General features: G+C 74.4%; 28 protein-coding genes and 1 tRNA gene. 19 read left to right on the top strand and 10 right to left on the bottom strand.

The window, feature by feature from the left end; all coding sequences use genetic code 11:
* The first annotated feature begins 77 nt into the window (after positions 1-77).
* The 3 genes from Q0858_RS00625 (at position 78) to Q0858_RS00615 (ending at position 1,641) form a co-directional block, all read left to right on the top strand.
* Positions 78-428, top strand: coding sequence for an FmdB family zinc ribbon protein (locus tag Q0858_RS00625; RefSeq protein ID WP_299049959.1), 351 nt, complete (start codon positions 78-80; stop codon positions 426-428).
* Positions 429-535: 107 nt separating this feature from the next.
* Positions 536-1,210 (top strand): SAF domain-containing protein, encoded by a 675-nt coding sequence (locus Q0858_RS00620; RefSeq protein ID WP_299049957.1) that lies wholly within the window; start codon positions 536-538, stop codon positions 1,208-1,210.
* Positions 1,211-1,260: 50 nt separating this feature from the next.
* The gene (locus tag Q0858_RS00615) at positions 1,261-1,641 is read left to right on the top strand and encodes an MscL family protein (RefSeq protein WP_299049956.1); all 381 of its coding nucleotides are present in this window, start codon (positions 1,261-1,263) and stop codon (positions 1,639-1,641) included.
* A gap of 45 nt (positions 1,642-1,686) precedes the next feature.
* Here Q0858_RS00615 and Q0858_RS00610 read toward each other — a convergent pair whose 3' ends face one another.
* On the bottom strand, positions 1,687-1,884 hold the full coding sequence (locus tag Q0858_RS00610) for a hypothetical protein (protein ID WP_299049954.1): 198 nt from the start codon (positions 1,882-1,884) through the stop codon (positions 1,687-1,689).
* Positions 1,881-3,050, bottom strand: a complete 1,170-nt coding sequence (locus Q0858_RS00605) for an LCP family protein (RefSeq protein WP_299049953.1) — start codon at positions 3,048-3,050, stop codon at positions 1,881-1,883. The genes Q0858_RS00610 and Q0858_RS00605 overlap by 4 nt, the downstream gene beginning before the upstream one ends.
* A 141-nt stretch (positions 3,051-3,191) precedes the next feature.
* Between Q0858_RS00605 and Q0858_RS00600 the strand changes: the two genes are divergently transcribed.
* Positions 3,192-3,264, top strand: a tRNA-Arg gene (locus Q0858_RS00600).
* 515 nt (positions 3,265-3,779) lie between these two features.
* Positions 3,780-3,971, top strand: a complete 192-nt coding sequence (locus Q0858_RS00595; RefSeq protein ID WP_299049951.1) for a hypothetical protein — start codon at positions 3,780-3,782, stop codon at positions 3,969-3,971.
* Between the two features lie 12 nt (positions 3,972-3,983).
* Here Q0858_RS00595 and Q0858_RS00590 read toward each other — a convergent pair whose 3' ends face one another.
* On the bottom strand, positions 3,984-5,141 hold the full coding sequence (locus Q0858_RS00590) for a saccharopine dehydrogenase NADP-binding domain-containing protein (RefSeq protein WP_299049950.1): 1,158 nt from the start codon (positions 5,139-5,141) through the stop codon (positions 3,984-3,986).
* 82 nt (positions 5,142-5,223) lie between these two features.
* On the opposite strand from Q0858_RS00590, the gene Q0858_RS00585 reads away from it, so the two are divergent.
* Both Q0858_RS00585 and Q0858_RS00580 read left to right on the top strand, forming a co-directional pair.
* Complete coding sequence (locus tag Q0858_RS00585) at positions 5,224-5,493, top strand: DUF2277 domain-containing protein (RefSeq protein ID WP_299049947.1); 270 nt, start codon at positions 5,224-5,226, stop codon at positions 5,491-5,493.
* Complete coding sequence (locus Q0858_RS00580) at positions 5,490-6,320, top strand: Sir2 family NAD-dependent protein deacetylase (RefSeq protein ID WP_299049945.1); 831 nt, start codon at positions 5,490-5,492, stop codon at positions 6,318-6,320. The genes Q0858_RS00585 and Q0858_RS00580 overlap by 4 nt, the downstream gene beginning before the upstream one ends.
* Positions 6,321-6,884: 564 nt before the next feature.
* On the opposite strand, the gene Q0858_RS00575 is transcribed toward Q0858_RS00580, so the two are convergent.
* Positions 6,885-7,571, bottom strand: coding sequence for a metal-dependent transcriptional regulator (locus tag Q0858_RS00575; RefSeq protein WP_299049942.1), 687 nt, complete (start codon positions 7,569-7,571; stop codon positions 6,885-6,887).
* A 90-nt stretch (positions 7,572-7,661) separates the two neighbouring features.
* Between Q0858_RS00575 and Q0858_RS00570 the strand changes: the two genes are divergently transcribed.
* The 7 genes from Q0858_RS00570 to Q0858_RS00540 all read left to right on the top strand — a co-directional run bounded on the left by Q0858_RS00570 (position 7,662) and on the right by Q0858_RS00540 (position 13,891).
* Entirely contained in the window at positions 7,662-9,026 is a 1,365-nt protein-coding gene (locus tag Q0858_RS00570; protein WP_299049939.1) for a deoxyribodipyrimidine photo-lyase, read from the top strand.
* A gap of 27 nt (positions 9,027-9,053) precedes the next feature.
* The gene (locus Q0858_RS00565; protein WP_299049937.1) at positions 9,054-9,653 is read left to right on the top strand and encodes a TetR family transcriptional regulator C-terminal domain-containing protein; all 600 of its coding nucleotides are present in this window, start codon (positions 9,054-9,056) and stop codon (positions 9,651-9,653) included.
* Complete coding sequence (locus Q0858_RS00560) at positions 9,650-10,216, top strand: hypothetical protein (RefSeq protein WP_299049934.1); 567 nt, start codon at positions 9,650-9,652, stop codon at positions 10,214-10,216. The genes Q0858_RS00565 and Q0858_RS00560 overlap by 4 nt, the downstream gene beginning before the upstream one ends.
* 49 nt (positions 10,217-10,265) lie before the next feature.
* On the top strand, positions 10,266-10,871 hold the full coding sequence (locus tag Q0858_RS00555; RefSeq protein ID WP_299049931.1) for a TetR/AcrR family transcriptional regulator: 606 nt from the start codon (positions 10,266-10,268) through the stop codon (positions 10,869-10,871).
* 105 nt (positions 10,872-10,976) lie between these two features.
* Positions 10,977-11,393 (top strand): VOC family protein, encoded by a 417-nt coding sequence (locus Q0858_RS00550; RefSeq protein ID WP_299049929.1) that lies wholly within the window; start codon positions 10,977-10,979, stop codon positions 11,391-11,393.
* A 45-nt stretch (positions 11,394-11,438) separates the two neighbouring features.
* Positions 11,439-12,158, top strand: a complete 720-nt coding sequence (locus tag Q0858_RS00545) for a hypothetical protein (RefSeq protein WP_299049927.1) — start codon at positions 11,439-11,441, stop codon at positions 12,156-12,158.
* 137 nt (positions 12,159-12,295) lie between these two features.
* The gene (locus Q0858_RS00540) at positions 12,296-13,891 is read left to right on the top strand and encodes a glycoside hydrolase family 13 protein (RefSeq protein WP_299049925.1); all 1,596 of its coding nucleotides are present in this window, start codon (positions 12,296-12,298) and stop codon (positions 13,889-13,891) included.
* A gap of 340 nt (positions 13,892-14,231) precedes the next feature.
* On the opposite strand, the gene pdxH is transcribed toward Q0858_RS00540, so the two are convergent.
* Positions 14,232-14,897 carry a pyridoxamine 5'-phosphate oxidase gene (gene pdxH, locus Q0858_RS00535; protein WP_366915980.1) on the bottom strand — a complete coding sequence of 222 codons (666 nt, stop codon included), beginning with the start codon at positions 14,895-14,897 and terminating at the stop codon, positions 14,232-14,234.
* A gap of 107 nt (positions 14,898-15,004) precedes the next feature.
* Here pdxH and Q0858_RS00530 point away from each other — a divergent pair, with 107 nt between their 5' ends.
* A complete protein-coding gene (locus tag Q0858_RS00530; protein ID WP_299049923.1) occupies positions 15,005-16,108 on the top strand; it encodes a citrate synthase 2 in 1,104 nt (367 codons plus the stop codon).
* 1 nt (position 16,109) lies between these two features.
* Complete coding sequence (locus Q0858_RS00525) at positions 16,110-16,664, top strand: GNAT family N-acetyltransferase (protein WP_299049921.1); 555 nt, start codon at positions 16,110-16,112, stop codon at positions 16,662-16,664.
* Positions 16,665-16,711: 47 nt separating this feature from the next.
* Here Q0858_RS00525 and Q0858_RS00520 read toward each other — a convergent pair whose 3' ends face one another.
* From Q0858_RS00520 to Q0858_RS00505, 4 genes are all read right to left on the bottom strand, one after another.
* Positions 16,712-17,362 carry a hypothetical protein gene (locus Q0858_RS00520; protein ID WP_299049919.1) on the bottom strand — a complete coding sequence of 217 codons (651 nt, stop codon included), beginning with the start codon at positions 17,360-17,362 and terminating at the stop codon, positions 16,712-16,714.
* Between the two features lie 122 nt (positions 17,363-17,484).
* Positions 17,485-17,634, bottom strand: a complete 150-nt coding sequence (locus tag Q0858_RS00515; protein WP_299049918.1) for a hypothetical protein — start codon at positions 17,632-17,634, stop codon at positions 17,485-17,487.
* A 102-nt stretch (positions 17,635-17,736) separates the two neighbouring features.
* Complete coding sequence (locus Q0858_RS00510) at positions 17,737-18,417, bottom strand: response regulator transcription factor (protein ID WP_299049916.1); 681 nt, start codon at positions 18,415-18,417, stop codon at positions 17,737-17,739.
* Positions 18,414-19,589: a histidine kinase gene (locus Q0858_RS00505; protein ID WP_299049914.1), complete on the bottom strand. Its 1,176-nt coding sequence runs from the start codon at positions 19,587-19,589 to the stop codon at positions 18,414-18,416. The genes Q0858_RS00510 and Q0858_RS00505 overlap by 4 nt, the downstream gene beginning before the upstream one ends.
* A gap of 142 nt (positions 19,590-19,731) precedes the next feature.
* Between Q0858_RS00505 and Q0858_RS00500 the strand changes: the two genes are divergently transcribed.
* A complete protein-coding gene (locus Q0858_RS00500; RefSeq protein ID WP_299049912.1) occupies positions 19,732-20,724 on the top strand; it encodes an ATP-binding cassette domain-containing protein in 993 nt (330 codons plus the stop codon).
* Positions 20,721-21,611, top strand: a complete 891-nt coding sequence (locus Q0858_RS00495; protein WP_299049910.1) for an ABC transporter permease — start codon at positions 20,721-20,723, stop codon at positions 21,609-21,611. The genes Q0858_RS00500 and Q0858_RS00495 overlap by 4 nt, the downstream gene beginning before the upstream one ends.
* Before the next feature lie 11 nt (positions 21,612-21,622).
* Here the strand turns inward: Q0858_RS00495 and Q0858_RS00490 are convergent, their stop codons facing one another.
* Positions 21,623-22,123 (bottom strand): GNAT family N-acetyltransferase, encoded by a 501-nt coding sequence (locus tag Q0858_RS00490; RefSeq protein ID WP_299049908.1) that lies wholly within the window; start codon positions 22,121-22,123, stop codon positions 21,623-21,625.
* An 80-nt stretch (positions 22,124-22,203) separates the two neighbouring features.
* Here Q0858_RS00490 and serC point away from each other — a divergent pair, with 80 nt between their 5' ends.
* Complete coding sequence (gene serC, locus Q0858_RS00485; RefSeq protein WP_299051710.1) at positions 22,204-23,295, top strand: phosphoserine transaminase; 1,092 nt, start codon at positions 22,204-22,206, stop codon at positions 23,293-23,295.
* The last annotated feature ends 22 nt before the right edge of the window (positions 23,296-23,317 follow it).

Raw genomic sequence — 23,317 nt, 5'->3', positions numbered from 1 at the left:
GGGTGTCACCCCCGCGGCCACGCCGAGCACCGTCCCCGACGTTCCCCGTCATCCCCGCCACGAGAGGACCGCTGCGCGTGCCGACCTACCAGTACGCCTGCACCGAGTGCGAGCACCGCTTCGAGCAGGTGCAGAAGTTCACCGACGACTCGCTCACCGAGTGCCCCGTCTGCCACGGCCGCCTGCGGAAGGTCTTCAACGCCGTCGGCGTCGTCTTCAAGGGCTCCGGCTTCTACCGCAACGACAGCCGCTCGACGACCTCCGGCTCCGACACGGCCTCGGGCTCCGGGTCCGGCGGGGAGAAGTCCTCCTCGGACGGCTCGTCGGAGAAGTCGGCGCCCGCGGCGGAGAAGAAGACCGAGAAGAAGTCCGACTCCTCGTCGTCCACCTCCTCCTCGGGCTCCACCTCGGCGGCCTCCACCTCCTGACGCCGACCGGCCCACCACCGGGCCGGTTCTCGTCCACCGGTGTCGCCGGGACGCACGCCTGGGGACGAGCACAGCGGGCGAGGCCGATCCGCTCCTAGCGTCGACGCATGGCCCCCGGTACCGCGTCCCCACCCACCCTCGGGCTCCGGCGACGACTGGGTCGCGCCCGCACCGCCGTACGACGCGCGGTGCTGCGACGCCGTCGCCCGCTCGCCGCGGTCAGCCTCGCCGTCGCCGTCGCCGCAGGGCTGCAGGCCGCGGCGCCCGCCCCCGCGCCACGCGTCACGGTCCTCACCGCCGCTACCGACCTCGCGGCCGGGACGACGGTCGGTCCCGGCGACCTCGTCGAGACCGACTTCGCCCCCGGGAGCGTCCCCGACGGTCTGGCGCTCGACCCGACCGGACGGGTCCTCGCCGCCCCGCTGCGGCGCGGGGAGCCGGTGACGGACGCCCGGCTGGTGGCGCCGTCCCTGCTCGAGGACTACCCCGGCGTGGTCGCCGTCCCGGTGCGCCTGCCGGACGCCGGCGCCGCGGCGCTGCTGCGTGCCGGCGACCGGATCGACCTCGTCGCCGCGGACCCCCAGGGCTCGTCGGCGGCCACCGTGGCGAGCGACGTCGTGGTGCTCGCGGTCCCGGCCCCCGACCCGGCGGAGCAGGCGGCCGGGGCGTCCGGGGCCGCTCCCCCGGGCCGTCTCGTCGTCGTCGGGGTCGGGGAGGCGGAGGTCGCCGGGGTGACCGACGCCATGGCGCGCTTGTTCCTCACCCCCACCTGGCGGCGCTAACCTGCCCCCGGGAGGCGGTCACGGAGGCCGTCGCAGCAGCAGGAGGCACCGTGTCCGGCTTCAAGAACTTCGTCCTCCGCGGCAACCTGGTCGACCTGGCCGTCGCGGTCATCGTCGCCACCGCGTTCGGCACCGTCGTCACCACGTTCACCGCGCTCATCACGAGCCTGCTGCCCCCGCAGACGGCGGACCGGTTCAGCAACGAGACCGAGCTGGGCGCGTTCCTCAACGCCTGCATCTCGTTCCTGATCCTCGCGGCGGTCGTCTACTTCTTCGTGGTGCTGCCGTACACGAAGGTCAAGGAGAAGTACTTCCCCAGCCCCGCTCCGGGCACCCCGGAGGACGTGGTCCTGCTCAAGGAGATCCGCGACCTGCTCGCCGGCGGCAGCGGCAGCCCGGCCCAGCCCTCGGAGGGCAGCCACAAGGGCTGACCACCCCGGACACGACCGTCCCGGACGGTCGCCCGGGCGGCTCGCTCAGCCGTGGTGGGGCGGGACCTGCTCGCGCAGCCAGCGGTCGCCCGCCGACCCGCCGTCGCGCGGGGCGTCCTCGCCCGGGTCCCGCTCGTCGCGGGTGGTCTGGGGCAGCACCTCGCCGAAGACCTCGGCGAGACGTCGACGGCGCTGCCAGTCGGACTCCGTCGCGGGGCCCGCGCCGGAGCCCGGACCGGTCACGTGCAGAGGCCGTTGGCGGCGAGCTGCTCGGCCTCCTCCTCGGAGGTCGCGCCGCCCTTGTCACCGCTGCCGTCGCCGGTGCTGCCGCCCTGCGGCTTGGCCGCGGTGATGACGCCCTCGCTGAGGTCGGCCCCGATGGGCTCGTCGTTGATGATCTTGTCCCACAGCGCGTCGGCGTCGGAGGTCCAGACCAGACGGTTCGGGTCGGGCTCGTAGGCCGCGATCGGCACCGTGATGAACCGGATCTTGTTCAGGCCCGTGTTGCGGAACTGCAGGCCGAGGTCGCTCAGCTTGCCCACCGAGTCGAGGTCGGGGTCGAGCGTCACGGACTTGGTGGCCGCGTTGAGGAACGAGACCAGCCGGTCGGGGCGGGACAGCGTGTCGGCGGAGACCAGCTTGTTGGCCATCGACGCGACGAACGCCTGCTGACGCTTCATGCGCCCGATGTCGGAGTTGGAGGAGAGCTGGTAGCGCTCGCGGACGTAGGCGAGCGCCTCGCGGCCCTCGAGCTCGCGGGTCCCGGCCTCGAGGTAGATGTCGTGGGCGGGGTCGTCCACGGTCGTCGGGATGCAGACCTCGACGCCGTCGATGGCGTCGACCATGGACTCGAACCCACCGAAGTCGATGTCGACGAAGTGGTCGATGCGGATGCCGGTGAGCTGCTCGACGGTCTGGATGGTGCACGCGGGGCCGCCGTACGCGTAGGCCGTGTTGAACATCGCCGGGTTCTCCCCGGGGATCTTCTCGCCGTCCTCGGTGGTGCACTCCGGGCGGTCGACCATCGCGTCACGCGGGAGGCTGACGCCGAACGCGCGCTCGCGGTCGGCGGAGACGTGCAGGATCATCGTGGTGTCGGAGCGCTGGCCGCCGCCGGTCAGGCCGTCGATGTCGTTGCCCTCGCCGTCGCGGGAGTCCGAGCCCATGACGAGGATGTTGAGCGGCTCCATCGGGCCGGACACGTCCACCTTCTCGGGGCGGTCCGTGAGCTGGTTGGCCACGTCCATCACGTCGAGGTTGCCGTTGAGGTGGTTGTAGACGGTCGTGACACCGACACCGGTGGCGAGCGCGAGGCCCAGGGTCGAGGTCGCGATCACCGTCGCCACGGTGTGCTGGCGGGGCTTGCGGGCTCGGCTGGCCTTGCGCTTGGGTGCGCGGCGCTTGCTCACGGGGACTCCAGGGCGTCAATGTCGGCCGGATCACGACCGACCCGCCGATCATCGACAGTACGGATCCAGCCCACATCATGCGTCGGGCGGCCCGCTCGGACAAAAACCAGGGCCGGATGCCAGGATGTCGCCCGGACGCCGGCCCCCGTAGCTCAGCGGATAGAGCAGCCGCCTCCTAAGCGAAAGGTCGCAGGTTCGACTCCTGCCGGGGGCACCCGCTCCGCGCCCTCCGTGCGTCCGGTGGCCGTCCGTCTGTGAGCGCTCACAGACGGCCGTCGTACGGTGGGGCTCGCGCCTCACCTCGACCCCATGCGAGGTGGGGCGCTTCGTCGTCCTGGGCAGACCGCCGCGCCGGGACCGCGCCGCTTGGCCGGGCCGGTAGCGTCCCGCGACGGTGGCCGCTCGGCCTCCTCGCCCGAGAGAAGGTCGTCCCGTGCGTCTCCGTCGCCTCGCCCCCGTCACCGCCGCCGCCCTGATGCCGATGCTGCTCGCGAGCTGCTCCGGTGACGACGCCCAGGACAACCCGCCGGTCGGCGTCGTCCGGTCCGACCGCATGAACGTCCTGAACGCCACCCTCGTCACGGACGGGGAGTCAACGGGACGCTCGTCGCCACGCTGGTCAACGAGGCCACGGAGGCCGACGCGCTCACGGACGTCGAGATCATCACCGACGACGGACGCATCGACGTCGTCCTGCCCGACGGCCCGGTCGAGGTCCCGACCGACGGGGTGGTCCGTCTCGCCCCCGAGCAGCGGGTGATCGCCTCGGGCGACGGGCTCCGCGCCGGCTACTTCGTGGAGGTCGCCTACGCCTTCGAGAACGCCCCCTCCCTGCGCGACGTGATCCCGGTCCGGTTCACGGAGGCCGAGTTCAGCGACGTCGAGGTCCCCAGCCAGGAGGAGTTCGACTCCGCCGGGTGAGGTCCCCGGGGCTCAGGCGACGGTCTCGAACCGCATCCCCGCGGCCTCCAGCCGCGCGATCAGGGGCTGTCCCATCGCCTGGGCCGTGGTGACCTGGCCGGCCGTGGTCGGCACGTCGTCGGCCAGCAGGCACAGGGCGGACTCGGCGAGCATCTTCGCGGTCTCGGTGTAGCCGGGGTCGCCCCCGCTGACGCGGGTGTGGACGGTGGTGTCGCCGGCGCTCGCGACGACGTCCACGCTGAAGCGGGAGCGCGCGCGACGCTCCTCGTCGGGCCCGTCGCCCTGCTTGACGAGCGAGAGCATCGCCCTGCGCGTCAGCGGCACCTGCGCCGCCAGCCCCACCGCCCCGGCCCCGACCAGCCCACCGACGGCGTACGGCAGGGTCTTCGTCCCGGCGTAGTGGGAGTAACGGAAGTCGGGGCCGTAGGACGCCAGCGCGGCGCCGCTCCTGGCGACGACCATGGGGTCGATGGTGGGCAGCGGCAGCAGCCAGAACCCCAGGCGCGAGTCGCGGCGGGGACGGGTGCCGACCGCGCGCGACCGGCGGCCGCCCTCCGGCCGGGGCTCGGCCTGGCGACGGGCGGCGTGCGCCTTACGCATCTCGCCGGCCCGCGAGAACGCGCCGACCGCGGAGTGGAAGGTGCCCCCCGAGAAGGTGCCGCTGGCCCGGACCACGCCGTACGCCGTGATCGGCTGGTCGTCGGGCAGGCGGTCCACCGCGTGGAGCACGCCGAGGTCGTGCGGGATGGAGTCGAAGCCGCAGCAGTGCACGAGGCGGGCGCCGCTGGCGACCGCGGTCTCGTGGTGGGCGACGTACATGCGGTCCACGAACTCGGGCTCGCCGGTGAGGTCGCAGTAGTCGGTCCCGGCCGCCGCGCAGGCGGCGACGAGCGGCTCGCCGTACGCCTGGTACGGCCCGACGGTGGTGACGACCAGGCGGGTGCGGGCGGCCATGGCGGCGAGGCCCGCGGGGTCCGAGGAGTCGACGACGACCAGCTCGAGGTCGGGCAGGCCGAGCCGGTCGCGGACGGCGGCGAGCTTGTCGGCGCTGCGGCCCGCCAGCGCCCAGCGCAGCCCGTCGGGGGCGTGGGCGGCCAGGTAGTCGGCCGTGAGGCCCCCGGTGAAGCCGGTCGCGCCGAGCAGGACGAGGTCGAGGTCGCGGTCAGCCATGCCCCGATCCTGCCAGCCCCGGCCGGGACACCTCGGCCTCGGAGGCCTGCCGGGGCCCGGCCGGTCGACGTACGCTCGCCGCATGTGCCGCAACATCCGCCCGCTCAACAACTTTGCACCGCCGGCCACGCCGGACGAGGTCTCGGCGGCGGCGCTGCAGTACGTCCGCAAGGTCGGCGGGGCCAGCAAGCCGTCGACCGCGAACGCCGCGGCGTACGACGAGGCCGTTGCCGAGATCGCCGCGACCACCCAGCGCCTGCTCGACCGGCTGGTGACCGTCGCCCCGCCGAAGGACCGCGAGGTCGAGGCCGCCAAGGCGAGGGCGCGGGCCGCGGTCCGCTACGGCGCGTGATCCACTCGTCCGGCACGACGACGACCGACGGGCGCACCGCCGCGCTGGCGCTGCTGGCCGACCGGCCCCTGGTCGTCCTCACGGGCGCCGGTCTGTCGACCGACTCGGGCATCCCCGACTACCGCGGCCCGGGCTCCGTGGCGCGGCAGCCGATGACCTACCAGGAGTTCGTCTCCGGCCACGCCTCCCGCCAGCGCTACTGGGCGCGCAGCCACGTGGGGTGGGGACGGATGCGCGCCGCCGACCCCAACCCCGGCCACCGCGCGCTCGCCGCGCTGGACCCGACGCTGCTGATCACCCAGAACGTCGACGGCCTGCACGAGCAGGCCGGGTCGCGCAGCCTCGTGGCCCTCCACGGCCGGATCGCCGAGGTGGTCTGCCTCGACTGCCGGACGACGTCCCCGCGCGCCGACCTGCACGCCCGGATGACCGTGCTCAACCCGGGCTGGGTCGAGGAGCACCGCGACGTCGACGTCAGGCCGGACGGCGACGTGGCGCTGGAGGAGACCGCCGGGTTCGTCGTCCCCGACTGCGAGGCGTGCGGCGGGATCCTCAAGCCGCACGTGGTGTTCTTCGGCGAGAACGTGCCGAAGGACCGGGTGCAGCGCTGCTACGACGCCGTCGAGTCGCTGGCTGCGACGGACGGCGCCCTGCTCGTGGCGGGCTCGTCGCTCGCGGTGATGAGCGGGCTGCGGTTCGTGAAGCGCGCGGCGAAGAACGGCACCCCGGTGGTCATCGTCAACCGCGGCACCACCCGCGGCGACGAGCTCGCGACGTACACCGTCGACGCGGGGTGCAGCGGGTTCCTCACCGACCTGCTCGGCTGACGCCCGCTACCGGTAGTCGAGCAGCCGACGAGCGCAGCGAGTCCGCCTCGTCAAGACCCGGTGAGGCGGACGACCGCCCAGAGCGGCACCCGGCGGGAGGTCAGCCCGCACCGAGTGGCACCGGGCGGGAGGTCGGACCGCGTGGAGTGGCACCGGGCGGGAGGTCGGACCGCGTGGAGTGGCACCGGGCGGGAGGTCGGACCGCATCGAGTGGCACCCGGCGGGAGGTCAGCCCGCACCGAGTGGCACCCGGCGGGAGGTCGGACCGCGTGGAGTGGCACCCGAGCCGAGTCGGCTGAAACGCACCGAGCGAGCCCTGGCGAGCGAGGGCGGCTTCTGCCGACTCGGCGATCGGGAGGGACGGCGAGGGAGCCGACAGGCGGCCGGCCCGAGAGGGTTGGTCTGCACGACGAGTGATGCGGCGAGCCAGTCGGCCGCGAGCGGCCGGCGTACACCGGCGCGCGCTCACATGTGCCGACTCGACACCCCAGAGCTGCGCAGACGTGCCGACTCGACCCCTCAGAGCTGCGCAGACGTGCCGACTCGGCCCGTGGGGCGGCAGCGTCAGAGCTTGCTGACGAAGATGTGGTCGGCGGCCTCGGGGACGATCTCGGCGGTCTCGCCGCCGGAGCCGACGAGGACGCCCTGCTCGGTGGCGGCGACGACGACGGTCTTGTCGGGCAGCGCGCCGACGCGGCGGAGGGCCGACATGAGCTGCTCGTCCTTCTGCATCTCCTCGGAGATCCGGCGGACGTGGACGCGGGACTCGTCGTCCCCGGCGGCGCTGGACAGCGGCTGGACGCCCTCCATGAAGCTCTCGGCGGGCGCGGTCTGGCCCAGCTCGTCGAGGCCCGGGATCGGGTTGCCGTACGGCGAGGAGGTGGGGTTGTCGAGCAGCTCGAGGAGGCGACGCTCGACGGTCTCCGACATGACGTGCTCCCAGCGGCACGCCTCCTCGTGGACGAGCTCCCACTCGAGGCCGATGACGTCGGTGAGCAGTCGCTCGGCGAGGCGGTGCTTGCGCATCACCCGCGTCGCGAGCCTGCGGCCCTCGGGGGTCAGCTCGAGGTGGCGGTCCCCCTCGACGGTCAGCAGGCCGTCGCGCTCCATCCGGGCCACCGTCTGCGACACCGTCGGCCCGCTCTGGTGCAGGCGCTCGGCGATGCGGGCGCGCAGCGGGACGATGTCCTCCTCGACGAGCTCGTAGATCGTCCGGAGGTACATCTCGGTGGTGTCGATCAGGTCGCTCACGGCCCCATTGTGTCCTATCGGGTCCACCCCGCCGACCGCCCGCGCACGGGGCCGTTGTTGCCGCGGACGGCAGCAGGGTACGAAGGGACGGTGAGCACCCAGTCCGGCCCCGAGCCCGCCGTCATGTGGTTCCGACGCGACCTGCGCCTGGCCGACAACCCGGCCCTGCTGCAGGCCAGCGAGGCGGGACCCGTCCTGCCGCTGTTCGTCCTCGACCCCGCCCTGTGGGGGCCGTCGGGTGTCTCCCGCCGCGCCTACCTCTGCGACTCGCTGCGCAGCCTCGACGCCTCCCTGCGGAAGCGCAGGACGTCGTTGTCCGTCGTCCGCGGCAAGCCGGAGCGGCAGGTCGTCCTCGCCGCCAAGGCGGTCGACGCGACCCGGGTGTTCGTCGCGGAGGACTTCGGGCCCTACGGCCGCGAGCGCGACGAGCGGGTCGAGGCGGAGCTGGAGAAGGCCGGCATCGAGCTGGTGCGCGTCGGCTCGCCGTACGCCGTGGCGCCCGGCAGCGTGCTGAACGGCTCGGGCAAGGCCTACCAGGTCTTCACCCCCTTCTCCCGGGCGTGGGCCGACATCGGCTGGGAGGCGCCGTACGACGCCCCGACGGGGGGCTCGTGGCTGGAGCTCGAGAAGACCGTGGACGTCCCCACCGTCGACCTGCCGGCCGACCTGACGATCCCGGAGGCCGGCGAGGACGCCGCCACGAAGCGCTGGCACGCGTTCGCCGACGACGTCGCCGACTACGACGACGAGCGGGACCGCCCCGACCACGACAAGACCTCGCGGATGTCGACGCACCTCAAGTACGGCGAGGTCCACCCCCGCACGCTGCTCGCCGACCTGGCCAAGGGCAGCGGCAAGGGCCGGTCGACCTACCGCACCGAGATCGCGTGGCGCGAGTTCTACGCGGACGTGCTGTTCCGGCGCCCGGAGACCGCCCGGGACTACTACAAACCGGAGTTCGCGCGGATGGCCTACGCCCAGCCGGGCGAGGCCTTCGACGCGTGGCGGGAGGGCCGCACCGGCTTCCCGATCGTCGACGCCGGGATGCGACAGCTCAAGCAGAGCGGCTGGATGCACAACCGGCTCCGGATGATCACGGCGAGCTTCCTGGTCAAGGACCTCCACGTCGAGTGGCAGCACGGCGCGCGGCACTTCCTGGACCTGCTCGCGGACGGCGACCTCGCCTCCAACAACCACGGCTGGCAGTGGGTCGCCGGGTCCGGCACCGACGCCTCGCCCTTCTTCCGGATCTTCAACCCCACGACGCAGGGCAAGAAGTTCGATCCGCAGGGCGAGTACGTCCGCCGGTGGGTTCCCGAGCTCGCGGACGTCGCCGACCCCCACGAGCCGTCGGCCGACGACCGCGACCGGGTCGGCTACCCGCCGCCGATCGTGGACCACAAGGAGGAGCGCAAGGAGGCGCTGGACCGGTACGAGGCCGTCAAGAGCTCCTGACTGTCACAGTCGTGCTAGTTTGGATCCGTGGTCAGGACGATCGACGGGGACGAGCGACGACGACTGCTCGCCGAGGCCGTCTGGAGCGTCGTGCGGCGCGACGGCTTCGAGGCCGCCTCGGTGCGGAACGTGGCCGCCGAGGCGCAGCTGTCGACGGGCTCGGTGCGGCACTTCTTCGCCACGCAGGCCGACCTCCACCGGTTCGCGATGGAGGATCTGGTCCGCTCCGTCACCCAGCGGGTGCGGGTCGCCTGCGCCAGCCACGAGGATCCGCTCGAGGCGGCCCTCGCGGGCCTGGGTGAGCTCCTCCCCCTGACCGACCGCACCCGTGAGGAGTTCCTCGCCCACCTGCAGTTCGTCACCCGCGCCAGCGTCGACGAGGAGCTGCAGCCGGTCGCGGCGGCGAGCTTCGACGGGGTCCAGTCCTTCTGCCGCTCCGTCGTCGAGGGCCTGCGCGCGGCGGGCCGGACCCGCGAGGGCCTCGACGTGGAGGCCGCCGCCGAGGACCTCGGGGCCCTGGTCGACGGACTCTTCCTCCGGCTGCTCGTCGCGCCAGGCCTCACGGACCCCGACCGCGCCCGCGCCCAGCTGCGCCGGGTCCTGCTCGACCTGGGACCGACCTCGTGATCGCGGCGATCGTGGCGGCCGAGGTCGCCTTCTGGGTCTTCCTGCTCGGCGGGTTGACGGCGCGCTACGTCCTTCGGCTCCGGCGCCCCAGCTCGGTCCTGCTCGTCTGCGTCCCGCTGGTGGACGTCGTTCTGCTGCTCGTCGTGGGCGTCGACGTCGCCCGCGGGGCGGAGCCGACCCGGGCCCACGCCCTCGCCGCGGTCTACCTGGGGTTCACGGTCGCGTTCGGGCACAGCGTCGTGCGCTGGGCCGACGTCCGCTTCGCCCACCGCTTCGCCGACGGACCCGCCCCCTCCTCACCTTCGAAGGGCTCCCCCGCCGCCGTCCGCGCGCTGTGGGTCGAGTGGTCCCGCGTCGTCGTCGCGAGCGTCCTGGCCTGCGGCGCGCTCCTGGCCATGGTCGCCGCCGGCGGCGAGCCGGTTCCGACCACGCTCGACGAGGCCTCGACCCACCCGTACTGGTCGACGATGCTGCTGCTCGGCCTCGTCACGGCCATCTGGTTCCTCGCCGGTCCGGCCTTCGCGGGCCGCGGGAAAGCCGTCCCGAGCCCATTTCAAAACTGATCGGTTCCGGTACTTGTCAGTATCGGAACCGGCAGGTATCGTTTCTGTCATGAGCACGAGCACCGGCGGCCGCCCCCGCGACGCCTCCCGCGACGAGGCCATCCTCGACGCGACGCTCGACCTGCTCGCCCAGGTCGGGTATGACGACCTGACCACCGCCGAGGTCGCCCGGCGGGCCGGCGCGGGCAAGGCCACGATCTACCGGCGCTGGCCGTCGAAGGCCGACCTCGTGGTCGCCGCCGTCGGCCGGATGGGCGGCGACGAACCGACCCTGGACCACCTGCCGGACACCGGCACCCTGCGCGGCGACCTCGCGGCGCTGTTCCGGCCCCAGACCCCCGAGGAGGACGCCCGTTCCCTGGGCGTCATGCGGGGTCTCACCTCGCTGCTGTCCCAGTCCTCCGAGCTCGCCGAGGCGGCCAGCGCCGCGATCATCGGTCCGTTCGTGGACTCCCAGCGCCTCCTCATGGAGCGCGCCGTGACCCGCGGCGAGGTGCCGGCGGACGTCGACGTCGCGACCGTCGCCCGTGTCACCCCGTCGATGACCGCGTTCCGGCTCGCCGTCGAGCGGCGTCCGATCGACGTCGACGAGCTCATGCACCTCGTCGACGTGGTGGTGCTGCCCGCGCTGCGTGTCGCGCCGCCGGGCCCGTAGCGGCCCGCCACAGCACCCCTCACCCCTGACCACCGGTCGTCGTCCGACGCCCGGTCGGCCGGTCGCGCCCGCGGCCGGCCCACCCCTCACCGAAGGAGCACCGCCATGTCCGTCGCCGTCGTCCCCCACCTCAACTTCCGTGGCCAGGCCCGCGAGGCCCTCACCTTCTACGCCGCCGCCGTCGGCGGGGAGGCCCACGTCGTCACCAACGCGCAGGCCGACCGGGTCGAGCGTCCCGAGGAGGCCGAGGACGTGGTCTTCGGCCAGGTCGTCGCCCCGAACGGCTTCACCGTCATGGCGTACGACGCCCCCGCCAGCAAGCCGCTCGAGCGCGGCGTCCGCGACGTGTTCGTCTCCCTGCGCGGCGAGACCGTCGAGGAGGTCACCGCGATCTGGGAGGCACTCGCCGACGGCGCCGAGGTCGTCGAGGCGTTCGGGCCATCGCAGTGGAGCCCGGCGTACGGGATGCTCGTCGACCGCTTCGGCATCACCTGGGTCCTGGACGTCGCCGTCAGCTGGTGACGGGGTCGTGCGGCGACGGCCGCGGGAGCGGGCAGACTGCGGCCGGTGACGACCCTCACCGTGCCCGCCCGCTTCTGCGGCCCACCCGCCTCCGGCAACGGCGGCTGGGTGGCCGGAGCGCTCGCCACGAGCGTGCCCGCCACCGACCACACGACGCCGGTGACGGTGACCCTGCGGCGGCCGCCGCCCCTCGACACGCCACTGGACCTCGCCACCGAGGACGGCGTCACCTCGCTGCACCACGACGGCGCGCTGGTCGCGTCGGCGACGCCGGCCGACACCTCCCCGAGCCCGGCCGCGGGCGTTCCCGCCGACGTGGCCCGCGCCGCCGAGGCGTCGTACCCGGGACTGACGCACCACGGCTTCGCCACCTGCTTCGGCTGCGGCACCGAGCGCGCGCCGGGCGACGGCCTGCGGATCTTCCCCGGCCCGGTCGGCGGGGCACGCGTCGCCGCCACCTGGACCCCCGCGGACGCGACGACCTCGGACGTCGCCTCGACCTGGTCGGCGCTGGACTGCATCAGCGCCTGGGCCGTGGGCATCGGCGAGCGCGCCATGGTCCTCGGCCGGATGACCGCCTCACTGGTCGCGCTGCCGCGCCCGGGCGTCGAGCACGTCGTCGTGGGCGAGGGCCGCGGCGAGGACGGCCGCAAGATCCGCACCGCCGCCAGCCTGTACGACGACGCCGGCACGCTGGTCGGCACCGCCGAGCACACCTGGATCACTGTTGACGCCGAGCAGTTCGGCTGGGCCCGGACCACCTGAGGGCCGGTCCGGTCCGGTCCGTCCGTTCGTGCGACGCCATCGCCCTGTGGCTCAGCCGCCGGACGACCCAGAGGCGGCCGGCGCCGACCCCGCGCACCCCGACGTACGGCACGGCTCACCGTGAGAGACTCGACAGCATGTCTTTGGATCGTTCCAAGCAGGCTCCCTGGTGGCGCGACGCCACCGTGTACCAGGTCTACGTCCGCAGCTTCGCGGACGCCGACGGCGACGGGGTGGGCGACCTGCCGGGCATCACGGCCCGCCTGCCCCACCTCGCCGACCTGGGCGTCGACGCGGTGTGGCTGACCCCGTTCTACCGCTCACCGCAGCACGACCACGGGTACGACGTCGCCGACTACCGCGACGTCGACCCGCTGTTCGGCGACCTCGGTGACGCCGAGCGGCTCGTCGAGGCCGCGCACGGCCTCGGGCTGAGGGTGATCGTCGACCTGGTCCCGAACCACACCTCGTCGGAGCACGCGTGGTTCCGGGCCGCGGTGGCCGCCGGGCCGGGCTCGCCGGAGCGCGCCCGCTACCACTTCCGGCCGTGGAGCCCGGAGCCGCCGAACAACTGGCGCTCGGTCTTCGGCGGCGCCGCCTGGTCGCGCGTGGACGACGGCTCGGAGCAGCCCGAGTGGTACCTGCACCTCTTCGACTCCACCCAGCCCGACCTCGACTGGCAGCACCCCGAGGTCGGCGACATGTTCGTCGACGTCCTCCGGTTCTGGCTCGACCGCGGCGTCGACGGCTTCCGGGTCGACGTCGCCCACGGGCTGATCAAGGCCGCGGGGCTGCCGGACCACGACGACCCCGACCTGCCCGCGCCGGGTCGCGACGACTCGATGGTCGCCCGCGACCGCGCGGACGAGCCGATGTGGGACCAGCCCGGCGTCCACGACGTCTACCGCCGGTGGCACGAGGTCCTCGCCGCGTACGGCGGGGACCGGATGATGGTCGCCGAGGCGTGGACACCGGACGCCGAGTCGATGTCGCGCTACGTGCGGGCCGACGAGTTCCAGCAGGCCTTCAACTTCGCCTGGCTGCTCGCGCCGTGGTCGGCGTCGTCTTTCGCGGACGTCGTCACCGACACCCTCGAGGCCGTCGGCCGGGTCGACGCCTCCGCGACGTGGGTGCTGTCGAACCACGACGTCGTCCGCCACGCGACCCGGTACGCCGCCGGCGCGACCCCGGAGCGGGGTCTCGCCCGGGCGCGGGCCGCGACGCTGACGATGCTGGCGCTGCCCGGGTCGGCGTACCTCTACCAGGGCGAGGAGCTCGGCCTGCCCGAGGTCGACGTCGCCCCCGAGGACCGCACCGACCCGTCGTGGTTCCGCACCGGCGAGGTCGGCCGGGACGGCTGCCGCGTGCCGATCCCCTGGGAGGGCGACGAGCCGCCGTACGGCTTCGGTCCCGTTGCGCCGGGCAGCCAGCCGTGGCTGCCGCAGCCGGAGGAGTGGGCCGGGCTGTCCGTCGCCGCTCAGCAGGCCGACGAGGACTCGACGCTCGCGTTCTACCGCCGGGCCCTGGCGGCACGGCGCGAGGTGCTGCCGGGTGTGCCGCGGGAGGTCTCGGTCGAGACGCACGACGACGTGCTGACGCTGCGCCGCGGCGACCTGGTCTGCCACCTCAACTGCGGCGACTCGGCCGTCGAGCCGCCGGCCGGCGAGGTCGTCGTCTGCTCGGGCCCCACCCCGGGTTCCCCGGACACCGCCACCTGGGTGCGCACGGGCTGAGGCGTCGTCCCCGGAGACGGGAACGGCCCGCAGGCGTGGTCCCCTCGTCGGTGACGAGGGACTCCGGTCGGACGGGCCGGAGCGCCTGCGGGCCGGGTGACTGCCCGGTAGTGCCAGCTGCTGCCACACCGCTGGCGGCGGGTCGCGGTGGGTGGTCCCACGCGCACGATCCGCTCCTGGGTGGAGCTGCTAGCGAGCAGCCACCTCACGTGTCCTGTCAGAACTCATCTGTCGGACCACCTCCTTCCTCGTGTCCCTCCACGGTAGGTCGGCGCCCCGACGTCCACAAGGGAGTTTTCCCGCGGACGCCGAGTCGGCACGTCTGCGCAGCCCGGGAGCTCTACGGGGCCAGCCGGGTGACGGTCCAGCTGGTGGAGCCGACGTGGTCGCGCTCGTAGACGAGGCGGTCGTGGAGGCGGTTGCGGCGGCCCTGCCAGAACTCGAAGCGCCAGGGGCGGACGAGGTAGCCGCCCCACTGCGGCGGGACGGGAACGTCGTCGGAGCCCTCGAACCGCTCCTCGGCCGCGGCCCACGCCTCCTCCAGCTCCGCCCGGGAGGCGACGGGCCGGGACTGGTCGGAGGCCCACGCCCCCAGCCGGGAGCCCCGCGGGCGGGATGCGAAGTACGCCGCCACCTCGTCGCGGCCCAACGGCTCGGCGACGCCGTCCACGCGCACCTGCCGCTCCAGCGGGTGCCACGGGAAGAGCAGCGAGCAGGCCGGGACGGCGGCGAGGTCGGAACCCTTGCGGGACTCGCTGTTGGTGTAGAAGCGGAAGCCCAGGTCGTCGGCGCCCTTGAGCAGCACCGTCCGGGCGGACGGGCGGCCCTCGGCCGAGACGGTGGCGACCACCATCGCGTTGGGCTCGTGGAGCCCGGCGTCGCGGGCCTCGGCGAACCAGCGGTCGAACATCGCGAAGGGGTCGCCGGCGAGGTCGGACTCGTCGAGCCCGCTCGCGGCGTACTCCTCGCGCATGGCGGCCAGGTCACCGAGGTGGGGCTGGGTCACCCGGCCGAACCTACCGCCACGTTCGGCGATCCCTCGCGCGAGAGCCTCCGGTGAGGCAGGCTGCGCACGGCAGACCCGGCACTGGGGCCGGGTCGGAGGGAGTGCAGATGACCGAGGTCCACCACGGGCTCGAGGGCGTGGTCGCGTTCGAGACCGACATCGCCGAGCCGGACCGCGAGGGCGGCGCGCTGCGCTACCGCGGTGTCGACATCGAGGAGCTCGTCGGGCGCGTCCCCTTCGAGAAGGTCTGGGGGCTGCTGATCGACGGCAGCTACGACCCGGGCCTGCCTCCCGCCGAGGCCTACAACATCCCGGTCCACACCGGCGACGTCCGCGTGGACGTGCAGGCCGCGATCGCGATGCTCGCGCCCGCGTTCGGGTTCCGCCAGACCTACGACATCAGCGACGAGCAGGCCCGCGAGGACCTGTCGCGGGTCGCCGTCATGGTCCTGTCGTACGCCGCGCAGTCGGCGCGCGGGCTGAACCAGCCCGTCGTCCCGCAGGCGGAGGTCGACGAGGGCGGCACGCTCGCCGAGAAGTTCCTCATCCGCTGGAAGGGCGAGGCGAACCCCGACCACGTCAAGGCGATCGACGCCTACTGGTCGTCGGCCGCCGAGCACGGCATGAACGCCTCCACCTTCACCGCCCGCGTCATCACCTCGACCGGCGCGGACGTCGGCGCCGCGTTCTCCGGGGCGATCGGGGCGATGTCCGGCCCGCTGCACGGAGGGGCGCCGTCCCGCGTGCTCGGGATGATCGGCGACGTCGAGAAGTCCGGCGACGCGGAGGCCTACGTCAAGGACCTCCTCGACCGCGGCGAGCGGCTCATGGGCTTCGGCCACCGCGTCTACCGCGCCGAGGACCCCCGCGCCCGGGTGCTCCGTCGTACGGCGCGCGAGCTCGACGCCCCGCGCTACGAGGTCGCCGAGGCGCTCGAGAAGGCCGCCCTGGCGGAGCTGCGGGAGCGGCGTCCGGACCGGGTCCTGGAGACGAACGTCGAGTTCTGGGCGGCGATCGTCCTCGACTTCGCCGAGGTCCCTGCGCCCATGTTCACCTCGATGTTCACCTGCGCGCGCACGGCCGGCTGGTCGGCGCACATCCTCGAGCAGAAGCGCACCGGACGCCTGATCCGGCCCTCGGCGGTGTACGTCGGGGACGGCGAGCGGCCCGCCGGTGACGTCCCGGGCTGGGACGCGGGGTGGGAGGCCTGAGGTGACGGCGGGCCTGCCGGAGCTGCTCACCGAGCGGCTCCGGCTGGTCCCGGCCTCCCCCGAGCACCTCCCGCACCTCGCGCGGCTCAACGCCGACCCCGAGGTGATGCGCTACCTGACCGGGCGCCCGGCGACCGCGGCCGACACCGCCGACGAGTGGACCGAGCGGCGCGGCTTCCGTTCCGACCCGACGCGCGGCCTGGGCTACTGGGTCGGCTTCCTCCGCGACGGCGCACCCGACGAGGGCGACTTCGCCGGCTGGTGGGGCCTCGGCGTCACCCCCGGCGAGGAGGGCGTGGCCCACCTCGGCTACCGCCTCCCCCGGGCGATGTGGGGTCGCGGGCTCGCGACGGAGGGCTGCCAAGCCCTCATCGACCACGCCTTCGAGACACTCGGCCTGGTCCGCGTGTGGGCCAGCAGCATGGCCGTGAACATCGGCTCCCGCCGCGTCCTCGAGCGGCTCGGCTTCGTCGAGACCGAGACCTGGGTGCAGCGGTGGGACGACCCCGTCGAGGGCTGGGAGGCCGGCGAGGTCCGCTACGACCTCACCCCCTGACGCGCGCCCGACCCGCGCCCGACCCGCGGCCGGGTCGTCCGGGTGGCTCAGACGCGGCCGGCGTACCAGCTGGTGTCGCCGCGACCACCGGCCCGGCTCAGCGACACGTGCACGTGGTCGCGGTGGCGGGCGGTCTTCGAGCAGTCGGTGACCGGCTTGCACGGCGTGTAGGCGCCGACGGCGAACTCGTCGTACGAGCGCCAGATCTTGTCGTCCCAGATGATGTACATGATCCCCATCCGCCGCGCCTTCGCGTGGGGACGACCCTGGCCGTCGGCGGCGAACACGTCGTCCAGCCAGCGGCGGACGGCGGCCTTGTCGGCGGTCTTCGTGGCGTCCATCGTCCAGTCGAGCGCCCGACCCTCCTTGTGCTCCGACTGACCACCGCTGCTGCAGGGCCGCGAGATCGGGCCCTTCGAGCCGCCGTACGTGCGCACCATCCAGCTCTGCAGCACCTTCGTGCCGGGCTTCGCGGCCGGGGCGCAGGTCGACTGGCCGTCGTACGCCGCGTAGGGCTCGAGCGGTCGGGCCGCGGCCAGCTCGGCCCCCTGCAGGGTGCCGGGCAGGACCGCCGCGCACACGGTCGCGAACAGCAGCGCGGCGCTGAGGAGCATCGCGGTGGCGGTGGACGAGACGGCCGAGCCGGCGACGGACGCGAGGCTCAGGGGGCGCGCGGCAGCGCGACGACGTGACAGCACGGGGGGCTCCGGGGGGGTGGAGGAGGTGCCCGCTCGAGGGCAGGGCCGGCCGGAGCCGGGTGTCCGACGGACCGCGGACGGGTCCGGCGGTGTGGGTCAGACGGTGGGTCGGACGGTGCGGGTCAGGCGCCGACGATCAGGGCGAGGCCGACCAGCAGGGCCGCCACGAGCAGCCCGAAGGCCTGCACGAGACGGACTCCGGTGGTCGGCTGTCCCCCCACCAGCGAGGGCAGGGCCTGCTGGGTCGGGACCGAGTGGTGGATCGCGCTCATGTGAAGGAATGTAGGAAGCCCTCGAGGGCCGTGTCCTGGAAACACGCATTTTGCTCAAGAACTTTGCTTTGTCGTCTCAAGAGGGTCCGCGGGGGCGCGGCGTCAGGTACCGAGCCCCGACTCGAGCGCGAAGACCACGAGCTGGGCGCGGTCGCGGGCGCCGAGCTTGACCATCGCCCGGCTGACGTGGGTGCGCACGGTGTCCGGGCTGACCACGAGCGCGTCCGCGATCTCGGCGTTCGAGCGGCCCGTGGCGACCCAGCCGGCGATCTCCCGCTCCCGCTCGGTGAGGTCGCCGAGCCGGGGGTGCGGCCTCGCGGCCGGTGCGGCCGCCGTCCCGCCGAAGTGCTCGATGACCCGCCGGGTCACGGTCGGTGCGAGCAGGGACCCGCCGTCCGCGACGACCCGCACCGCCTCGAGCAGCCGGGCGGGGTCGGCGTCCTTCAGCAGGAAGCCGCTGGCGCCGAGGCGCAGGGCGGTGAAGACGTACTCGTCGAGCTCGAACGTCGTCAGCACCACCACCCGCACCCCCGCCAGCGTCGGGTCCGCGGAGACTGCCTCGAGGAGGCCGAGCCCGTCGAGGACCGGCATGCGGATGTCGCAGAGCACCACGTCCGGGCGGGTGCGCCGGACCAGCTCGAGACCGGCCCGGCCGTCGGCCGCCTCGCCCGCCAGCTCCAGGTCGGGCTCGCTGCCCAACAGGGTCGTGAGCCCCATCCGCACCAGCGCCTGGTCGTCCACGACGGCCACACGGATGCGGCGCTCCGGTGCGTCCTGGCTCATCCGGCCTCCCCGGTCGTCATCGGTACGGCGTCCAGCGGGACCCGGGCGAGCACCCGGAAGCCCCCGGTCGCCCCGGCGCCCGCCTCGAGGGTGCCACCGAGGGACCCGACGCGGCGGCGCAGGCCGCTCAGCCCCAGGCCGGTCGGGCCGGGCCCGGACGGCGGCCCGACACCGTCGTCGGTGACCTCGACGACCAGGGCCTCGTCCCCGGTGGCCAGCCGGACGACGACCCGTCGGGCGCCCGAGTGGCGCAGCACGTTGGTGAGCGCCTCCTGGACGACGCGGTGGGCGGCCTCCCCGACCTCGGGCGGGACGACGAGCCGCTCGACGCCTTCGGCGCGGCCGTCGGCCTCGCCGCGGAGGTCCACCTCGGGGCCGCCGCGGCGTACGCGCTCGACGGTGGCGGCGATGTCCGCGAGGCCGGGTTCGGGGCGCCGGGGAGCGCCCTGCCCGAGGCCGGAGAGTCGGTCGAGCTCGGCGCGGAGCCGGTCCAGCGACTCGCGGCTGGCGTCGCGGATCGCCTCCAGGCTCGCGCGGGCCGCCGCGGGGTCCCTCTCGAGGACGTGCAGCGCCACCCCGGCCTGCATCGCCGCCACGGCGAGGCCGTGGCCGACGCCGTCGTGCAGGTCCTGCGCCATGCGCAGCCGCTCCTCGGCGGCGGTGCGGTCGGCCCGCTCGCGGCGGGCGTCGGCCCGGGCCCGGGTCAGGGACGCCAGCGCCCCCGCGGCCACCACGAGGGCGACCATCACCAGCCACGGCCACCCCGTCGAGACCGCGTCCCGGACCCCGCGGACGACGCCGACGACGCCGCCGACGCCGACGAGCACGAGGGCGACCGCCGCCCACGGCGCCCAGACCCGCGGACGGTGGTCGCGCGCCACGACGTACGTCGTCAGCGAGACGGTGAGGAAGACCGGTCCCGACGCCAGCCCGAGACCGAGGTACGCCGCCAGCGCGAGACCGTTCAGGACCAGCGGAGGCCCCGGCCGGCGCGAGGCCACCAGCACCGGCAGCACGGCGACGGCCGCGAGGACCAGGGCCAGCCCGAGCCGCGTGCGCCCGTCGGCCGCGTTGCTGCCCGCCGTGCCCGCCATCACCAGCAGCGCCAGCGCGGCGAGCCACGGCCGCAGCGGGCGTACGTCGCCCGCGGCGGCGGGGGTCGGGGAGGTCACCGGAGGAGGCTAGGCCCCGCCTGCGGTCCTCGTCCTCCGCGCGACGGCGCACCCGGCGTACGCGGATCCGCGTAGACGGCCCCGGACCACCCACTCCCCCGGGCGGACGCCCCGCGGGGCCTCGGCGACGCACGGTGGAGCCATGACCCACCACCCCGACACACCCCGCACCGACGCACCGCCCCGCGCGGACCTCGCCGTCGAGACCCGCGCCCTGACCAAGACGTACGGCGACCGCACGGCCGTCGACGCCGTCACCCTGACCGTGCGGCGCGGGGAGATCTACGGCTTCCTCGGGCCCAACGGTGCCGGCAAGACCACGACGCTGCGCATGGTCCTGGGGCTCGTGCGGCCCACCTCCGGCACCGCCACCGTCCTCGGCCGCCCCGCCGGGTCGCCGGCGGCCACCGCCCGCGCCGGGGCCCTCATCGAGGGACCCGGCTTCCACCCGTACCTCTCCGGTCGGGACAACCTCCGGTCCCTGGCCCGGCTGCGCGGGCTCCCGGACTCCGACGTCACCGGCGTGCTCGAGCGGGTCGAACTCGCCGACCGCGCCCGGGACCGGTTCCGCGCCTACTCGCTGGGCATGAAGCAGCGCCTCGGCGTCGCCGCCGCGCTCCTCGGCGACCCGGAGCTCGTCGTCCTCGACGAGCCCACCAACGGCCTCGACCCGGCGGGCATGGCCGACATGCGGAGCCTGCTCGTCGGGCTCGCCGCCGAGGGTCGCACCGTCCTGCTGTCCAGCCACATGCTCGGCGAGGTGCAGGAGATCTGCGACCGCGTCGGTGTCGTCGCCGACGGGCGGCTCCTGCGGGAGGGGGCGGTCCACGAGCTCCGCGGCCGCGCCGTCCTGCGGGTCACGGCCACCCCCACCGACGCCGCGCTGGCGGTCGCCATGCGGCTCGCCGGGGACGACGGCGTCCGCCTCGCCCCCGACGCCCCCGACGTCCCTGACACCTCCGACGCCTCGGGCCCCGCCGTGCTGGAGGTGGACCTGCCGGCCGCGCGCGGTCCGGCGCTGGTCCGCGCGCTCGTCGAGGCGGACGTGGAGGTCCACCAGGTGCGGCACGTCGAGCGCAGCCTCGAGCAGGTGTTCTTCGAGATGACCACACCCCGGACGGAGGTCGCGGCATGAGCGCGACGACGAGCACGACCGGCCCCGCCACCCTGCGGACCAGCACTCCCGGCATGATCCGGGCCACCCGCGCGGAGCTGTTCCGGCTCCGCCGCTGGCCGGCGGTCTGGGTCACGATCGGCGCCTGGCTGCTGCTGTCGGTGCTGTTCGGCTACGTCTTCGACTACCTCGCCTACACCACCGGCGACGGCTTCGGACCCGCCCAGGGCGTCCCGGCCCGGGAGCTGCTGGCCGGGATCCTGCCGGCGTCCGTCCCATCGGTCCTGGTGCAGGGGATGCCGATGTTCGGCGGCGCCCTGATGCTCGTGCTCGGCGCGATGGTCGCGGGCAGCGGCTACGGCTGGGGCACGTGGAAGACGGCGTACACCTCCGGCGTGCGTCGTACGACGGTCGCGGGCGGCTCGTTGCTCGCCCTCGCGGTGCTGGTGGTCGCCGCCGTCGCGGCCTCGCTCGCCGTGGGCGTCGCCGCGTCGCTCGGGGTGGCCGCGCTGGAGTCCCAGGCCGTGACGTGGCCGGCGCTCGGCGACCTCGCCGCCGCGGTGGGGACCGGGCTGGCCGTGATGGGCATGTGGGCGCTGCTCGGGTTCGCCCTCGGCACCGTCACGCGCGGCACCTCGCTGTCGGTCGGCCTCGGCCTGGTGTGGGCGCTCGTCGTGGAGAATCTGCTGCGCGGCGTCGGCGCCCTGCTGGAGGAGGTCGCGACCCTCACCGAGGTCATGCCCGGCACGGCGGCCGGGTCGCTGGTCGGCTCCCTCGGCGGGGTGGGCGGCGCGCCCGGCGTGCTCGACACCCTGTCCGGGCCGGTGGCCCTCGTGACCGTGCTGGTCTACGTCGTCGCGCTGCCCGCGGTGACGCTCGCCGTCGTCGCCCGGCGCGACGTCAGCTGAGGGCCCGGGCCTCAGCCGGCGGGACGCAGGCGCCGCGCGAAGCAGCGGCAGTCGGGCTCGTCGGCGTAGTAGCCGTACGGGGCGACCGGCTCGTAGCCGGAGGCGAGGTAGAGCGCGATCGCCTCCGGCTGCGCCGTCCCGGTCTCCAGCACGAGCACGTCGTGGCCGTTCGCGGCGGCGTCGGCCTCCACGTGGGCGAGGATCGCGCGGGCGTGGCCGCGACCGCGGCCGGCGGGCGCGACGTACATGCGCTTCAGCTCGGCGGCGTTCCGTGCACCGAGCCGGACGACCTCGGCGCGGACCCGCCACCCGCCCATCGCGACGGCGACGTCGTCACCGTCGGGCGCGGTCTCGTAGCCCACGAAGAAGCCGCCCAGGCCGTCGACGAACATCGTCTCGTCGAGGGGGACGGCGTCCGGCCCGCCGTAGCGGCGGACGTACTCCTGCTGCACCTCGTCGACCAGCCTCGCGACGTCGGGGTGGTCGTACGTCACCCGTCGGATGTCCAGCACGGCTCCATCGTGCCGCCTGGGAGGATGGGGGCGTGAGCCAGGGTCCCGACGCCGCCGTCCAGGTCCAGATCCCGGCCGGGATGCTGCCGTCCGACGGGCGCTTCGGGTCGGGACCGTCCAAGATCCCCGCCGGCGCCCTCGAGGCGCTCGCCGCGACCGGCACCTCGCTGATGGGCACCTCCCACCGGCAGGCCCCCGTCCGTGGGCTGGTCCACCGGGTCGTCGAGGGCCTCGAGGCGCTGTTCGACGTCCCCGACGGTCACCGGGTGGTGCTCGGCAACGGCGGGTCGACGGCGTTCTGGGAGGTCGCGGCGTTCGGCCTCGTGCGGGAGCGCAGCCAGCACCTCGTGCACGGGGAGTTCTCCTCGAAGTTCGCCGGCGCGGTGCACGCCGCCCCGTGGCTGGCCGAGCCGTCGCTGCGGCCGGCGGACCCCGGGTCGGCCTCCACCCCGGTGGCCGAGGACGGCGTCGACGCGTACTGCTGGCCCCACAACGAGACCTCGACCGGCGTGATGCTGCCCGTACGACGCCCCGACGGGATCGGCGACGACGCCCTGGTGCTGGTCGACGCGACGTCCGGCGCCGGCGGCCTGCCCGTCGACCTGCGTGAGGTCGACGCCTACTACTTCGCCCCGCAGAAGTCGTTCGCCTCGGACGGCGGGCTGTGGATCGCGGTCCTCTCCCCCGCTGCCCTCGAGCGCGCGGCGGAGATCACCGCCTCCGACCGCTACGTGCCGGCGTTCCTCGACCTGTCCGCGGCGATCGCGAACAGCGCGAAGGACCAGACGCTCAACACCCCCGCGGTCGCGACGCTGTTCCTGCTCGCCCACCAGCTCGACGCGATGAACGCCGCCGGCGGCCTCGACGCGATGGTCGCGCGCACGGCGGAGTCGTCGGGGATCGTCCACGCCTGGGCCGAGGCGTCGTCGTACGCGACCGCGTTCGTGACCGACCCCGCCCTGCGCTCGCAGGTGGTCACGACCGTCGACCTCGACGACGCCGTCGCGGTCGCCGACGTCACCGCGGTGCTGCGCCGTCACGGTGTCGTGGACGTCGACGGCTACCGCGGCCTGCACCGCAACCAGCTCCGCATCGCGACGTTCCCCGCGGTCGAGCCGGACGACGTCCGCGCGCTGCTCGCCTGCGTCGACCACGTGGTCGCGGCGCTGTAGACCCTCGCCTCTCGACCACCGG

It is taken from the genome of uncultured Nocardioides sp., assembly GCF_947489365.1.
Classification (GTDB): Bacteria; Actinomycetota; Actinomycetes; order Propionibacteriales; family Nocardioidaceae; genus Nocardioides.
The sequence above is the reverse complement of the archived record's forward strand: the minus strand, read 5'-3'. Positions and strand labels throughout refer to the sequence as shown.

Bases quoted from the DNA above. Each gene is read 5' to 3' on its own strand.
- serC (WP_299051710.1), top strand. From the start codon at position 22,204: ATGCTGCCGTCCGACGGGCGCTTCGGGTCGGGACCGTCCAAGATCCCC.
- Q0858_RS00500 (WP_299049912.1), top strand. From the start codon at position 19,732: ATGACCCACCACCCCGACACACCCCGCACCGACGCACCGCCCCGCGCG.
- Q0858_RS00495 (WP_299049910.1), top strand. From the start codon at position 20,721: ATGAGCGCGACGACGAGCACGACCGGCCCCGCCACCCTGCGGACCAGC.
- Q0858_RS00540 (WP_299049925.1), top strand. From the start codon at position 12,296: ATGTCTTTGGATCGTTCCAAGCAGGCTCCCTGGTGGCGCGACGCCACC.
- Q0858_RS00550 (WP_299049929.1), top strand. From the start codon at position 10,977: ATGTCCGTCGCCGTCGTCCCCCACCTCAACTTCCGTGGCCAGGCCCGC.
- Q0858_RS00555 (WP_299049931.1), top strand. From the start codon at position 10,266: ATGAGCACGAGCACCGGCGGCCGCCCCCGCGACGCCTCCCGCGACGAG.
- Q0858_RS00515 (WP_299049918.1), bottom strand. From the start codon at position 17,634: ATGAGCGCGATCCACCACTCGGTCCCGACCCAGCAGGCCCTGCCCTCG.
- Q0858_RS00585 (WP_299049947.1), top strand. From the start codon at position 5,224: ATGTGCCGCAACATCCGCCCGCTCAACAACTTTGCACCGCCGGCCACG.
- Q0858_RS00620 (WP_299049957.1), top strand. From the start codon at position 536: ATGGCCCCCGGTACCGCGTCCCCACCCACCCTCGGGCTCCGGCGACGA.
- Q0858_RS00590 (WP_299049950.1), bottom strand. From the start codon at position 5,141: ATGGCTGACCGCGACCTCGACCTCGTCCTGCTCGGCGCGACCGGCTTC.
- Q0858_RS00510 (WP_299049916.1), bottom strand. From the start codon at position 18,417: ATGAGCCAGGACGCACCGGAGCGCCGCATCCGTGTGGCCGTCGTGGAC.
- Q0858_RS00530 (WP_299049923.1), top strand. From the start codon at position 15,005: ATGACCGAGGTCCACCACGGGCTCGAGGGCGTGGTCGCGTTCGAGACC.